At 60.5% G+C, this 15124-nt stretch carries 8 protein-coding genes and 1 pseudogene; all 9 read right to left on the reverse strand.

Annotated features, from left to right (window positions below; genetic code table 11):
* Nucleotides 1-50: 50 nt before the first annotated feature.
* A pseudogene (locus tag DKT77_RS17860) lies at nucleotides 51-245 on the reverse strand (integrase); the annotation flags it as partial.
* Nucleotides 246-444: 199 nt separating this feature from the next.
* A complete protein-coding gene (locus tag DKT77_RS17865) occupies nucleotides 445-3534 on the reverse strand; it encodes a type III restriction-modification system endonuclease (RefSeq protein WP_109813028.1) in 3090 nt (1029 codons plus the stop codon).
* 106 nt (nucleotides 3535-3640) lie between these two features.
* Nucleotides 3641-5296 (reverse strand): RNA-binding domain-containing protein, encoded by a 1656-nt coding sequence (locus DKT77_RS17870; RefSeq protein WP_109813029.1) that lies wholly within the window; start codon nucleotides 5294-5296, stop codon nucleotides 3641-3643.
* Nucleotides 5297-5304: 8 nt separating this feature from the next.
* A complete protein-coding gene (locus tag DKT77_RS17875) occupies nucleotides 5305-7182 on the reverse strand; it encodes a site-specific DNA-methyltransferase (RefSeq protein WP_109813030.1) in 1878 nt (625 codons plus the stop codon).
* 10 nt (nucleotides 7183-7192) lie between these two features.
* Nucleotides 7193-7942: a DUF4391 domain-containing protein gene (locus DKT77_RS17880; RefSeq protein WP_109813031.1), complete on the reverse strand. Its 750-nt coding sequence runs from the start codon at nucleotides 7940-7942 to the stop codon at nucleotides 7193-7195.
* On the reverse strand, nucleotides 7939-11211 hold the full coding sequence (locus DKT77_RS17885; protein WP_109813032.1) for a helicase-related protein: 3273 nt from the start codon (nucleotides 11209-11211) through the stop codon (nucleotides 7939-7941). Before DKT77_RS17885 ends, DKT77_RS17880 begins: the two co-directional genes overlap by 4 nt.
* On the reverse strand, nucleotides 11195-12055 hold the full coding sequence (locus DKT77_RS17890) for a BrxR family helix-turn-helix transcriptional regulator (protein WP_109813033.1): 861 nt from the start codon (nucleotides 12053-12055) through the stop codon (nucleotides 11195-11197). Before DKT77_RS17890 ends, DKT77_RS17885 begins: the two co-directional genes overlap by 17 nt.
* A gap of 227 nt (nucleotides 12056-12282) precedes the next feature.
* Nucleotides 12283-13539 carry a tyrosine-type recombinase/integrase gene (locus DKT77_RS17895; RefSeq protein WP_109813034.1) on the reverse strand — a complete coding sequence of 419 codons (1257 nt, stop codon included), beginning with the start codon at nucleotides 13537-13539 and terminating at the stop codon, nucleotides 12283-12285.
* A gap of 376 nt (nucleotides 13540-13915) precedes the next feature.
* On the reverse strand, nucleotides 13916-15124 hold a 1209-nt coding region (locus DKT77_RS17900; RefSeq protein WP_146205039.1), incomplete at its 5' end, for an AAA family ATPase.

A 15124-nucleotide genomic window follows, 5' to 3' on the forward strand; every position in this document is an offset into this window, starting at 1 on the left:
GTCCCAGATCGCGGCCCTCAGCAGAAGGTGCCTGCCAGACGCCGCTTACGCAACAGCTGAACCGCCCGCAGATTTCCTTTCTTGCGATAGATCTGCGCGACCTTGGTCCGCCGCATGGAATGGGTCCCGTAGGCGCTCGGCTAAAGGCCGATCGAACACACCCAGTCGCGCACGAGCCGGGTGTACTGGCGCGTCGAAATGTGCGGCCGCTCGTGGAAGCGGCCGGGCCAGAGGTACCCAGAACCTCGCCCCGCATGACACCTCCGCACATAAGACACGTCGTTTGCGACGTCGCTAAGCACGTGTCTTAGGCCATCGCGCCGCCACCGAGCAGGCGGTGACAACCGGGCGCTTACGAACAAAGGGCGTCGTTGAAGGGTGTTCAATACTCCGGGCCCTATCGTTCGTTCATGGCCCGAGCCCTGCAGGAGAATGGAAAGCACTTCATTTTCCAACCAGGCCCATCAATTTGGCGTAGTCGGTCACCACATCATATTTCACAATATCCGCCGTGACGCGCTCGCTGATCTCATCGAAGAACTTACGTGCGCATTCGATCTTCGTCTTCTCGATCTCGCGCAACTTCATCGTGGACATCGTGCCTTTGGTCTCGGCGACGAAGTATATGTGCCGCACACTGCCAACCTTGAAGGATATCGCCCAATCGGGGTTGTAGTCCCCGACCGGAGTCGGGATCAAAAATCCACGCGGGAGTTTGGCATATACAACGACCTCGCTGCTTGTATCCAGCTCTTTCACGAAATCTCTTTCGACATCGGAGTCGGTGATCGCATAGTCGTAGACGTGGTTCTTGAGCTTCGCCGTGGCTCGGGAGAAATCCTGGCCGGTCTGGTTCGCAGTGAAAATGTCGACGTCGTACCGCTCATAAACTTCGTCGTAGGCCAGACGCTCGATCACCATGGCCGCCTTCTGCTCGGCAATGATACGCGAGGCCTCGGAGATAAAGTGCTCGGGGTTCTTCGTGAACTGCTCGAAAACCGCAGGCGCGATCTGGCCCAAGATGCTCGCCGTCGTGTCTCGCGTCAGCTGTGCGTTCTCAGCTACCTTCCCCACGAGGTCGTACTTCACGAGCGAATGGATTGAGTCCCCGCGCTCGGTCGTCGTGTTCGTGACCGAGAAGCCGTCGCCGCTGCGAAGCTGGCCGTCGGTCAACCCGTCATTCTGTACGCCGACCTGAACGGTGTACTGCAAGGGGGTGACCCGCAGCTGACTGTCCAGCGCGCTGATGCACTTGCGGATCAGCTCCTCTGAATCGAACTCCACCCGATAGACCGCCTTGCGGTTGATCCGCGCCCAAAGCTCCTGGAACTCCTTCTTCTCGAAATTGGCATTGAGGGGGTTGGTCTTGGGCTTGCGGCCGTCATCGACCTTGGGCAGTTGCGCGTCGCTGAAGACGCTGTCGATGAGCTGGAACACCTGCTCGGCGTGCGGCTTCAGTTCCTCGGGCAAGTCGGCCAGTTTTCCCGCCGCCTTGGCCTCGTGGTAGGCGTCTGCGATCTGGTCCGCATCGTCGGAATAGTCATTCTTCACCAGATAGCGGTAGATCTGCTTGGCCATGGCGGCAGTCACCTCAACCGGGCCATGCTCGGTCGCGAGTGTCTTGCCCGTGAAGTAGTCCTCTGTTGCCTGCCGAGGACGCGATGAGAGGGTCTCCGCGATCTCTTTCTGTAGCCCGGCCACGAAGTCTTTATAGCTCTCGCTCGCCACCACGGTGAGTACGTTGATGTCGTGCACCACCGCCGGGTGGTCCATCCTGTCCCCGTGCTGATCGACGCTCAGCCGCAGGCCACGCCCCACCTCCTGGCGGCGGGAAATGGTGTTGTCGCTGTGCTTCAGCATGCACATGACAAAGACGTTCGGGTTGTCCCACCCCTCGCGCAGCGCCGAGTGTGAGAAGATGAACCGGGTGGGTTCGGCGAAGGAAAGCAGGCGCTCCTTGTCCTTCAGGATCAGGTCGTAGGCGTCCACGTCGTCGGAATCGACCGAGCGGGCGCCAACGGCAGGGTCTTTGAGGCGGTTTGTCTTCTTATCGATCGAGAAATAGCCGTTGTGCGTCTTCGCGGAGTCGATGCTGGCGAGATATTCCCGGTACGCCTCGTTATCGATTGCGAGCTCCGACAGGTATTCGGCTTTCAGTAGCTCGTACTCTTCCTCAAAGACCCGCGCATACTCGCCTTTCTCGTCGGCCTGGCCGTAGTCCCGGTACTTCACCACCTCGTCGATGAAGAACAGCGACAGGACCTTGATGCCCTGTGCGAACAGCTGCTTTTCCTTGTCTAGATGCGCCTTGATCGTCTCGCGGATCTGGATGCGGCGGATATCGCGTTCCGAGACATCGCCGTTCGCCTCGCCAGCCCTCAGCATTTCCCCGTTGGTGAATTCGACCGTGTCGTTGACGGCGTCGATCTGACTGATCGTGAAGCCGCGATATTGGTCCAGCTCGCCCGACACCACGAACAGGTCATCGCGGAACTCGAACCGCCTAAGCTGGCGCTTGATCTCGCCCGACTTCAGCTTCACCTCCATCTCGATCCGCGCCATGGGTGCCTTCTTCGAGATTTCGATGCCCTCGAGGTAGAGATAAGCGTTGGTGCCGGCCAGCCCGCGGGTCTGGATGCCGCGTACTGCGATCTTCTTGACCAGCTTCTGGTTGTAGGCGTCCAGCGCGTCCAGCCGATGAACGCGGTTGTGCTGGGTCCGGTGGGTGGCCGAATAGCGCATGATGAACAGCGGCTTGAACTTTGGCAGCGCCTCCATCGTCGCTGCGCCTTCCATCTTCTGCGGTTCGTCCAGGATCAGGATCGGCCGGTTCGAAGCGATCACATCGATGGGCCTGCGCGACTGGAAGTCGTCCAACTCCTCGTAGATGCGCCGGTTGTCGGCCCCGCGCGCGTTGAACGCCTGGATGTTGATCACCATCACGTTGATCCCGGCGTCGGACGAAAAGCTCTCTAGCTCGTGCAGGCGCTTGGAATTGTAGATGAAGAACCGCGCCTTCTTGCCGTAGCTTTCGGTGAAATGGTCGGCCGTGATCTGCAGCGACTTGTAAACCCCTTCGCGGATCGCGATCGACGGCACCATGATGATGAACTTCGACCAGCCATACCGCTTGTTCATCTCGAAGATGGTCTTGATGTAGCAGTAGGTCTTTCCCGTGCCGGTCTCCATCTCGACGTCGAGGTGAACGCGGGTCGCGGCCAGCGCGTCGCGCTTGTAGGTGGCAGCGACGGGCACGCGCTCGCCCCGAGCGTTGAAGGTCGTGAAGTCCGTCAACGACTGCGAGACGGGCAGGTTCTGGCGCCGCTGGACCTTCTGGATGTTCTCCAGGATCTGCACGTCGGTCAGGACGAGGTCGGCGTTCTTGAAGCCTTCCTCGAAGGCGCTGGCTTGCGCCTTGCGGCCGGGGTCGATGCGGTAGGTTAGGCCAGAGGTCATGGGCTGGCCGGCGAAACAGTCGACCACGTCGTTGACGGTGTTGGTCTGGTAGGGCTGGACCTTGAACTTGAGCTTCATGCGGCCGTCTTTCTGCATTCTTTCTGCAAAGCGCGCCCGCGAACGGCGGTGCAGAAAGGGTTGCGCCGAAAAAAGTCTTTTCTTTTCAGGCGGCTAAGAGCTGCATTCATTCTGCAAGCCTCCATTCCGGCTTGCTGCGCGAGCCAGCGTTGAAAATTCGCTCCTGCCGTCTGAGCTTCGTCAGAAGGTTGCTGATCTTGTCCTGCTTTTGCTCCGGAGAGAGTGCGTCGCTCAACTTGTCCGTCAAAAGGCGGTCAATCTCTGCCCGGTCCGCTTTGCCGAACTTTCCTAGGTAGTCGCAGAGCAAGCGAGCGTAGTGCTCATCGTCCTGCGCACGCGTCCGAATATATTCGGCCTTACTCTCAGTGGCCGCGGCAATTTTGGCTGAGACATGTATGTTGGGCTTTCGCCCCTCGACCAAATTGCGCCTGCGCAGGTGCCTGAGCGCATCTTCTGCCACGGGGAGACGTTTCTGAATGCGGTCTAGAGCTAGCACATCCACCAGCGGCAGCCCTGTCTCCTTCATTAACAATCGACTGTATGCGGGATCCACGACCCGCCCATGGATTATCAGTCGCACCACATCAGCTTCGCTGAGATCGTAGTCTGGTAACGGAAAGAAGCGCTGCCGCTGTCGTTGGTAAATGTCGAGGATGCCATACCCCATGTGATCGATCATGTTGAGCTCTGTCATCGACTGCGCCAGGAATGGATTTCGATACCGTCGTGGGACGCGTTCGTGCAGAATGTAATCCTCTGGCTGTCCTTCGTAGAATGCCCCCTCATTCTCCAGCACCAACCGATCAGGTAACTCAGTTACGACGACCCGACCTGACCGACTGTAGTCCTGATGAGCGATGCAGTTGTGCAATGCCTCGAGCACGACCTTTTGATCGTACTTGGATACCTCATGTGCAAGCAGCTCGTTCTCAGGTAGCAGCCGAAGCTGCACATTCCGGATCCGTGAAAAAACTTGCGACGTAGCTAGCAGGAACGGAGGACCAAAATGCTCGTAAGCCCGTTCTTCCCCCTCAAGCCTCCAGGTGATCTCCGCTGGGTGAGGACTGAGCCGCCACGCCGCTTCAGGTTTGCCCAGCAATAGAAGCGCAGCACGCGAGATCTGGCCGTTTTGGGTGAGCTTTGCACGGTCCAGCAGCGCAGTGTCACTCCATCGTTCGATGTCTTCTGGCGGGAAACGGTTTGCATGTTTTGCAATGAAGCGTTCCCGCGCGATTTTGATTGCTCGCGGGTCAAGGTCTGCCAAGCTGGCTTCGGGAACCACCTGCGCCGTCCAGTCCGTTGCGAGGGTCTGCGACCTGATCTCGTCGAGCTTGTCCTGCCCCAGAGCGACGAGACTTTCGCCGGCGCGGCCAAAATAGTGTCCGTTCCAGCTGATAGGCATACCGCGAGGCGCGGTAGGTATCTCGAACAGAATGACCCGGCCGTCTTCATGGTTCAGGACATGGATCTCCCGAACGGTGAAGCTGCCGGTTCCGTTCATGATCTGAAGCTTGTCGGCGTTAAGATGCGTGAGGTCCTCCTTGTAGGAGGTCCCGACGATCGCGCGAGTTTTGTTCTCTACCCCGAAAACGAGCCAAGCGCGGTCCTGTCCGCGCAGGTTCGCCTCATTCGCCAACGCTGAGACGTACTTGCCAAGGTCACTGCTCGAGAATCCGTCCTTCCCGCGCTTGAATTCGACCACCTCGCTCTCCCAATCGGAGATAAGTCTGGCAAGCAGGACGGACAGCGCGGTCTGATCCATGGTTGGCCTCAGATCGACTTGACGTCGGTGGTGGGTGAGAGCTGGCGGAAGATCTGTTCGACGTTGATCTTCACCGCGTCCGAGACGAATCCGTTGTCGCGGAAGACCACGCGCAGGGGCTCGTGACCTGCCAGCTCCTTCACCAGATCCTCGGTGACGCCGCGGTCGAAGCAGGCGACAAGGGCGTTGTCGTCGACGAAGAACACGGTCTTGCTCTGCACCGTTTCGCGGCGGATGGGCAGTGTCAGGTCCACGCCCCAATCGACCAGCACCTGGAAGAGCAGGTCCTCGGCCGTGCGGCCCTCTTTCACGTTGTCGACCATATCGAGCAGGTCGGACTGCTTCAGCTCGTCCGGACGGTAGTAGACGTCCTTCATGTTTGAGGTGTCCACCTTGAGCACCCGGAAGCCGACATCGCGGTTCCAATCTGGGTGGCATTCACCTTCGAGGATTTTCTTGCCGGCGCGCCGGATGCGTTCCTTGGAAACCTCAGCGATAGTTTTGTAACCCGCTTTGTGGGCTTCAGAGTCTTCGTTCGTCGCCTCTGGAAGTTGAACCATTATGAACCGGCGACTGCCGCCGTCTTCAGAATTCTTCTTGAGCACCGCATGGGCCGTGGTACCCGACCCAGCAAAGAAATCCATGACCAAGGCATCCGAAGAAGCGCCGAGATCCACGATATGCTCCAACAGACCGATGGGCTTCGGATTCTCAAATAGGACCGAATTTCCAAAAATGTCCCGCATCTCATTCGTCCCGGATGTGTTAAACGGAGCAAAGTCCCACAATGTAGTCCATGTTGCGCCATCCTTAACATCACATAGGAAACGTTTAAGTTTGGGGGAAGACGTTCCGTCTTTCCCAAAGTAAATCTCGTCGCTTGCAATAAGCCGCTCAATTCTATCCTTATTGAAGCGCCAGTTGCCATTATTCGGCGGATAGAACTCTTCCCCAGTGTTCGGATTAGTGATCGGGTAGTAAAGGGCATTTGAGAATCTTCCTCCTTTCACGTTGGCTGTAAGGTCGCCAACAACCCAAGGACCTTTAGGATGGTCATCAGGATTTTTGTAACGGGCAATCTGGTCATCCGTCCGCGGTCGAAGATTAATCCCGGCGAGGTCATTTTTGAAATAAACAAGAATATAGTCGTGTTGCGCGCCGATGACGCGATCATTCGGTGGGGTATTCCTTTTCTTCCAGATAATCTGTGCAGCGAAGTGGTTTTCGCCAAAAATTTCATCGCAAATTTTTCTGATGTTGGACACTTCACCATCGTCAATTGATGTGAGAAAAACGCCATCTTCTGAGAGTAGGGTCTTTGCCAGCCGAATTCTGGAATACATCATCGTCAGCCAATCTGAGTGGAAACGGCCGTTCGACTCAGGGTTGGCAACCAGCCTATCTCCGCTGGCCGAGGTCTGCATAGACCGCACCATGAAGCTCTCAGCGTTTTCCGCAAAGTCGTCATCATACACGAAATCTCTTCCGGTATTGTACGGCGGATCGACATAGATGAGCTTTACTTTTCCGAGGTAAGTTTCTTGGATAACCTTCAGCGCCTCAAGGTTGTCGCCTTCGATAAAGAGGTTGTGGGTACCTAGGAAATCCACGCTGTCGGACTCACTCGGCCGCAATGTTTTCGCGATGGGGGCGTTGGAGGCAAGAAGTGCCTCGCGCTTCCCCGGCCAGTCCAGCCGATAACGCTCCTGTGGCCCTTCCACGATGTGGTCGCTCAACTCCTGACGCAGCTGATCGAAGTCCACCGCCAGACGCACCGCTCCTGTCGCCTCGTCCCGCGCCTCGGTCACGCAGCCGGGGAACAGCGCGCGGATCTTCGCGATGTTGTCCTGGCTCAGGTCGGGGCTGTGCATCTTCAGCTTGTCCATGCTCGTCCTCTCAATCGTTCGTGACGGCGGCGCTGGGGTGTGCCCCTGTCAGCCGCTCCAATTCCTTTTTGGCCGCCCGCAGCTCGGCATTGATCGCCACGCGCTTGTTGAATTGCCTCTCGCGCCCCAGCCGCGCCTTGATCCGCTCGACCTCACGCGTCTGCGCCTTGATCGCCTCGGCCTGCGCGATGCGCTCTTCCAGCGGCACGGAGCGGTCCGGCTCGGCAGGGGTGAAGGGCGTCTGCGGCGCCTCGCCCATGCCGGGGACCAGCTTTGCCGTCTGCCCGGCCACCAGCGGCTCGAGTAGCCGCTCATACAGCGCGCCCATGGTCAGCGCCACGGGAAGCGGGGTACGCGGCGCATCCTCGGGCAGCCTGTCTCCCTGGAAGTAGTCGCCCACCACCCAGCGGGCGCTGTCGGCTTCACTCGGCCGCTTATAGGCCGCGGCCAACCTAACGCGGCCACCATGGGTCACCTCGAAGATCAGCGGAAAGGGGATGGCCTTGTCGACGGCGCGCAGCACGGCTGCGTCCAGCGTCGCGGTGCGTGCGGTGATGCGGAAGACCTGTATCTCGGCCACCTGCTTCGTCGCCCCCAGATTGACCGTCTCGGGCGACAGCTTGTGCGACCAGACGATCTGGTCGACCTCACGCACGAAGAGGTCTTTCAGTGCCGTGTTCGCCCCGGCGTGCTCGTAGATCTTGTTCTTTGGGATCACACGGCCGAAGGCGGCGGCGCGCGGCCAGTCATAAAGGGTCATGCGCCGCCCCCTTCGATGACCAGGAAGGCGATCAGTTCGAAATCGTCCAGCCCCTTGATGGTGTGGGTCAGCGCCGTCGTCCGCCCACCGCTGAACAGGCTGTCGATATCCTTCTCTTCCTTCACCTCGATCATCGAGCGGATCGCGCTGGAGAGCAGATCGGAATAGCGGCCCATCTTCCGCCCGTCTTCGGTGCGCTCGTTGAAGATGCGGCAGACGTCGCGGATGGGCTCGATCCGCCCCTTGCAGCTGGATCGTATCAGGTCGAGCAGGCGCTTGACCTCGGTGTGGTCGGCGCCGATCTGCCCGTCGTCATCGATGTAGACGAGGTAGAAGGGGTGCAGCCGGTTCTGCTGGTTGACGTTCACGCTGTCGTGGATGTTCTTCAGCGCGAAGATGACGCCGGGCTGAAGCCCCAGCTCCGGCTGCGCGGGGACGACGGCGTGCATGCCGAAGGGCACGTTGTCTAGCTCACCATGCTGCTTCACGTAATTGAGCAGGTCCATCCGGAAGTCGTTCAGCCCGAGATCGGTGATCGAAATGCCGGCCTTTGCGTCCTCCAGCTCGATCACCTCCTCCTGCATTCGCCTCAGTTGTTCTTTGCGGTAGGCGATGTCGTTGGACTTGGCGGTTAGGACGTTGTCGTCGCCTGTCGCCGTGACGTCTGCGATCACCATCCGGTTCTCGACGCGTTCCTTGAGGTTGATGTACTCGTCGAGCGAGATATCGGGCCAATAGTTGACCAGCTGGATCTGACTGTTGGGGGAGCCAATCCGGTCGATCCGGCCGAACCTCTGGATGATGCGCACCGGGTTCCAGTGGATGTCGTAGTTGATCAAGAAGTCGCAGTCCTGAAGGTTCTGGCCTTCCGAGATGCAATCGGTGCCGATGAGGATGTCCAGCTCTCCAGGCTCGTTCGGGAGGATAATGGCCTTCTCCTTCGACCTCGGAGAGAACAGGGTGAGGACGCTCTGGAAGTCGTAGGACTTTTTGAGCGTGGTCTTGGGCGCGTCCGACCCGGTGACCTTGCCGACGTGCAACCCGAGCTGTGCGGCGAAGGGAGCCAGGTTGTCGAAGAGGTAGTTGGCTGTATCGGCAAAGGCCGTGAAGACCAGAACCTTCCTGTTTCCGGGGTTCAGCGGCTCGTCGATCTTCTGCCTAATGAGGGCGAGCAGATGCTGGAGCTTGGCGTCGTCCGCAGGTTCGACCTTTTCCATCGAGGCGACCAGATCTTCGATCAGGACGAGGTCCGCCGCCAGGTCATGCTTCCACGATGGCAAGTCCATGTCGGCGAGGCTGATCTGCACCTTTTTCCCGACCGTGAATTCGTCGAGACCCGAGAGGTCGTCATCCTCAGTGTCGAAATCACTCATTTCCGCGAGGTAGTCGCTGACGCTCTCGCTGCGTCCGGTTTTCTCGAATTCGTTTATCGCATCGAGCGTGCGCGAGATGTTGGCGCCGAGAGACCGAAGCGTGAGACGGAACGCAGCGACCGAGCTCTCCAGGCGTTTAAGCAGGTTGGTCGTCATCAGCGCCTGAAGGCTGCGCTCACGATCGGCCTGTCTGAGCTTGCCTCGTCCGCCCTCGACCTGCGTGTCGTAGATCTCCTCATACTTCCGCAGACGGCTGGGCAGGATGTAGCTGATCGGGGCGTAGACCGCGAGCTTCAGCACCGAAAGCTGGGTGAAGATGTCGTTGAACCCCATCACGTCCGACCGCTCGGTGATCGGGCGGTGATAAGAGAGCGGCTTGCGCCTTTGGGGGAACTTCCCGATGTCCTTCGTGTCGTAGAAGGTCTCGATGTGCTTTCGTGACCGGGCGATGGTGACGGCATCGAGAAGCTCGAAAAAATCGAAGTCGAGCGCTTTCAGGATCGACGCGGCGGTCCTCTCCTCTGGCGGCAGAGACGACCACTCATTGAAGGCCTTCTGGGCCCGGCGGAAAATCTCTTCGACGCTGGCCTGTGTATTCAGGTTCTTGCTGAGCGCTTCGGACTGCCCTTCGTAGGCAAGAGCCAGCTGGTTCCGAAGATCGTTGAACCTGTTGTTCACCGGGGTCGCGGAAAGCATCAGAACCTTGGTCTTCACGCCGGCGCGGATGACCTTGTTCATCAGTTTCTGGTAGCGGGTCTCCCGGTCCTTATAGACATCGTTGTTGCGGAAGTTGTGCGACTCGTCGATCACGACCAGATCATAGTTTCCCCAGTTCACTCGATTGAGGGGGATACCGAAGGACTCGCCGGAGGTGCGGGAAAGGTCGGTGTGGCAGAGGACGTCGTAGTTGAACCGGTCCCTGGCGAAAATATTGGTTGTCAGGTTCGTGTTGTAGTTCCGCCAGTTGTCCGCGAGCTTTTTAGGGCAGAGAACGAGAACGGAGCGGTTCCGCAACTCAAAATATTTGACCACCGCCAAGGCGGTGAATGTTTTTCCGAGACCAACCGAGTCCGCGAGAATGCACCCATTGTAGGTCTCGAGCTTATTAATGATGCCCGTTGCGGCGTCCTTCTGGTAGTTGAATAGTTTGTTCCAGACCAAGCTATCCTGGTAGCCTGTCAGATCGTTTGGCAGGACGTCTTCGTCGACCTCCTCGAGGAAGTCGTGGAAGATGTTGTAGAGCATCATGAAATAGATGCGCTCGGGAGAGTTTTCCTGGTAGACGGACTCGATGTGCTCGCAAATGGCGGTGGTGACGTCCTTCACTTTGTCCGGGTCCGACCAAATCTGATCGAATAGCTGAAGGTACACCGTGGCGTGCCCGGGATCATTGAAGCGGGTCACGAAGTTTGAGACGGCATCACCCTTTTGGTACCCAAGATCGACTGCTGTGAAGCCGCTGATCGGCATATAGGCCACTTCGCCTTCAGACCCGGCAACATGCATGAATTGCTGCATCGGCGCCTTGGTCGTGTTGGACCGGAATCTGGCCTTCTTGCGTATCCAGTCAGCGCATTCCCGAGCGACGGCGCGTTGAGTAAGCTTGTTGCGGAGCTGGATCTCGAATTCCGTACCATACAGGCCGCTTTCTCGCCGCGCCTTGGGAATGAAAAACTCCCTACGTTCCTTCCGTAGGCGGTCGGTTACCTCGGTGGGCACGAAGGTTGGAGCCGTAAAAATGAACTGCAGGCTGTCGACCTTCGAGAGTTCGGACCTCAGAGCTTCGAACGCGTAGATCGAGAAGCAGGACGCAGCAATCCGCAAACGCGTACCCCGACCGACTGACGCTTTCAGGTCATCCCCGAGAAGGTGGGAGGTGTTATCGATGATCTGCATCGATAACCTCCCTGTTGAAAAGCACGATCTGCTGATCCTGCGGACTGCGGGCTGCCGGATCGGTATCAAGCCCGAGCCGCCTGAGCGCGTGGTAGAGGAGCGCGCGCCTCACCTTGATATTCGCCTTGCCGCCTCGCATCCCGTAGTCGAGCGCGATGACCTTGGCCTGCGTCTCCGAGATCTCAGGATGAGGTCCGACCTCCAGCGTGACCTCGGAATGCCAGTCGCGGTCGTCGTCGGCGGACGTTTCGCTCTCCCGAGATCCGCGGATATCGAGGATCCGTGAAAGCAGGAACTCCTTGAAGCAATCATCGGTTTGGCAGAACGCCCTTGTATGCCAGCGGGACCCGTAGAACCCGATGGCGTGCGGAGCGATCCAGCGCCAGCGGGGCTCGGGCCCCGAAAGTGACCGGTACTTCACTTCGATCGCCTCGGAGCGGCGGATGGCGCCGACGACCGAACGGAGCGTCACCGGATCGACGCCGCGCACAGGCGTCGGGGCGGATCCATATGGTGGCAGGTCAGAGATCCAACAGTCGTCGCGCTCCAGTACATCGTCGACAACCAGGCGGAGCTGGGAGAGGTAATGCGCTGCGTCTGGCCGGCGGAACTTGCAGTCGAAGTCCGGGCCACGGAGATAGGTGCGCGCGCTTTTGTCGTAGACCATATTGTCCGGTGCCAGCGCGATGTATCGGTTCAGGTCCGAGGAAGCCTGGTTCACCGAAACGCCGAACTGCTGCATCACGTCAATGCGATTGACATATCCCTCCCAGAACAGGTGGAACTCAATGTACTCGAGCCGCTGCTCGACGCCCCAACGAAGCTCCGACCTGCCGTTCTCCATCACGCTCCTCGGCTCGGGCGGTGCGCATGATAACTATACGCGTCCCTTTTCTAGGCCTAAGCCGAGGCTAGCTGAGCCCGGGTTGTGGCGCAATCGAAATGCGTCTCAAATCAAAGCTTTGGAGCAACGCGTGGCGTCGGGAGGGCGAGACCGACGCCAGTAGGCTGGGACGATCTATCAGACGTTGCATTAATTACGTGGCATTCTAGGCAGCCCGCTTGGTTCTGTCAGAGGTCGCGCAGCACCCTCGGTGCCATGCCCGCCGTCACATGCGCGGCCCATTCGGCCATCAGGACCCGGCGGGCTTCCAACATGTCGCTGCGCTGGTAGGCGGCCTCCAGACCTTGCTGCCTGTGGTCGAGGGCGAACTCCGTTGCCGTGTGGCTCTTGTCCGTCTCCGCGCTCCAGGTCTTGAAGCTCGCCCGAAACCCGTGGGTCGTGATCGCCGGATCGAACTTCTTGAAAAGCGCCAGAAGGGTGTTCTCGCTGATCACGCCGCTTTTTGTGGGTCGCGCGAAGAAGTACCCGCAATCCCGCCCGAGCATCGCCATGTTGTCGAAGATGACCGCCATTTCCCGCGTGATCGGGATGCGGTGGGGTCGACGGGATTTCATCAGGCCCGCCTCGGTCGTCCAGATCGCCGTCTCCAGATCGAGATGATCGGAATGCAGGAAGCGGATCTCCTTCGTGCGTTTCGCGCTGAGTATTGTAAGCATCGCTGCCTGGCGCACGTCCTCGTCGCAAGAGACGTCCTGCAGCCAGCACCAGGCCTCGTGCATGCGGCTCGGGTCGAGAAAGCCGTGGTGACCCTTCGCGATCCTTGGGTCGCCGAACGCGACACCGGCATCGAACTGCGCCGGGTTCACGTCGATGATCTCCTCGAGAAGTGCAAGCTCCATGATCGCGCGCACCCGGCCGAGGGTTCGCTGTGCCGTCTCGTGCTTCTCCACCCAGATCTTCCGCAACGCCGTAATGATGTGCTTGCGGCGCACTTCGGTCACCGGCAGCGCGCCGAACTCGGGCAGGATGTAGGTCTCCAGCGTGTTCCAGTTCTGCTGAACGTGCTTTCCATTCGACCAGCTGCCCCGTTTCTGACGATACCAGCGCGTAGCCATCTCGGCGAAGCTCGGGACGACGACAGCGGTGTCCGGCGCAGCCGCGGGCGCGTTCGCCGGATCGGTCAGCAGGTCCGGCACTTTCAGTGGATCGCAACTCAGTTTGAGCACCGCGTTGACCCGGCTCAGCGGCGTTCCCTGCGAGATGGCGCTGCGCACGACGCCTGCCAGCGTCCGCGCATCGGCCAGTGACAGCTTCGGGAACCGGCCGAGCGAGATCCAAGCGCGCTTGCCGTCGACCTCGGTCCGCACTTGGAAGGTCTTCGCATCCTTCGATCCGAGGCGTAGGTAGAGGTTGTTCCCGTCAACCATGCGGTCGCCATTCCTGGCCCTTGTGGCGGCCTCGATCTTCTTCACTGTCAAACCCATACCGCGGTACCTTTCGTGACGGGGACGCCGGAAAAAGGTACCGATCGGGTCTGAACTGCTCCAGCGGCTGCTGAGGCCACCTGACGCCAGATGGAGGTTTTCGAATAATTATAACAGTGGGTTAGGCCCCAGGTTTGAGGCCTTGTGGGGTGTGCTGCGCGGCTGATGGAGCTTTCACCCGCTCCGCCACCTTACCCTTCGATCATCTTCATTTCGTTTGGTTTTCTCTGGCGCGCCGGTCGCTGGGTAGCAAATGGGGTAACAAACGGCGTTTGCGGCCCGTTCGAGGCCCGTCCGGCACGGATGTTTTGGTATCCCATCAGACTCACCACGCCAAGGGGTGTGGTGTTCCCGGCGCGGCGGTTTGGTGCTTTCGCTACCTGAGCGGGACGATGGTGGCCTTGCGCGTGGTCGGCTCTGGCTCCGGCGGCGGGGTCGGGTCGAAGTCCTGCAGCAGTTCTTCGAGGTCGGCGCGGTCGAGGCTGCGTTCGGTGGCGAGGGCCTTCGCGATACGGGCGAGGTGCGTCTTGTGGGCGATCAGCGCATCAAGCGCGATGTCCTCGGCCTCGTGCAGGAGCACGCTGACCTTGTGGCGCAGGGCGTCCGGCAGCCAGGCGCGGCGGTCCGGCGGGACCGGGGCGTGCAGCAGGCCGCAATCGCCGAGGCCCCATTCCAGCTCCATCCGGACCAGCAGGTCGGTTGCGCGGTCGAGATCGCTGCCCTCTCCGGCGCCCGCCGCCGAAGAGGCCGCGCCGAGCAGCACGTGTTCGGCCGCGCGGCCGCCGAGCAGCATCGCCGTCCAGTCGAGCGTCGCCTCGGCCGTCAGGAAGCGCGGCATCGGCAGCTCCGCCGCCCCGCCAGTGGCGCCGATGGTGACGCGCTTGGGCATCGGCAGGACGCGGGCGGCGGCCAGCAGGATATGGCCCGCCTCGTGGACCGCCATGCGCCAGAGGTCCCCGGGCGGGAGTGCGGGCGCGTGGCGCGCGGTGGCGGCGGCGAGATGTGCAGGGCCGATCGGCGCGGTGTCGTCGCGGGCCAGCCCCAGCGCCTCACGCGCGACCGCCGCGGCCGTGGCGCCGGTCTGGCCGAGAAGCGCGCGCGCCGCCTCGATCAGCGCTTTCGCGTCCGGGGCCGCCGCGCCGAGATGGGCCGCCAGGATCGCGCGCAGCCCGGCGAGGTCGGGCGGGCCGATCTCGAGCGTCAGGTCGAACCGCCCGGCGCGGCGCAGCGCGGGGTCGACAAGCTCCGGCGCGTTGGTCGCGGCCAGCACGACGACGCCCGGCGCGTCGTGCAGGCGGGTCAGCTGCTGCAACATGTCGTTCACCACTTGCCGGGTATAGTGGCCGCCATGATCGCCCGTGCTCCGCCGCCCGAAACTGTCGAACTCGTCGAGGAAGAACACCGACGGCGCCCGGGCGATCGCCGCGTCCACGGCGCCGTGCATGGCGGCGAGGTAGTCGCCCAGGTGCCCCGCCGCCTGGCAGGCGGTGTAGGAGGTGGCGATCAGCGGCACGCCCATGGTGCCCGCGAGCGCCCCGGCCAGCATGGTCTTGCCGGTGCCGGGCGGACCCCAGAGGAGCGCGGA

This window comes from Meridianimarinicoccus roseus (assembly GCF_003172915.1).
Classification (GTDB): domain Bacteria; phylum Pseudomonadota; class Alphaproteobacteria; order Rhodobacterales; family Rhodobacteraceae; genus Meridianimarinicoccus; species Meridianimarinicoccus roseus.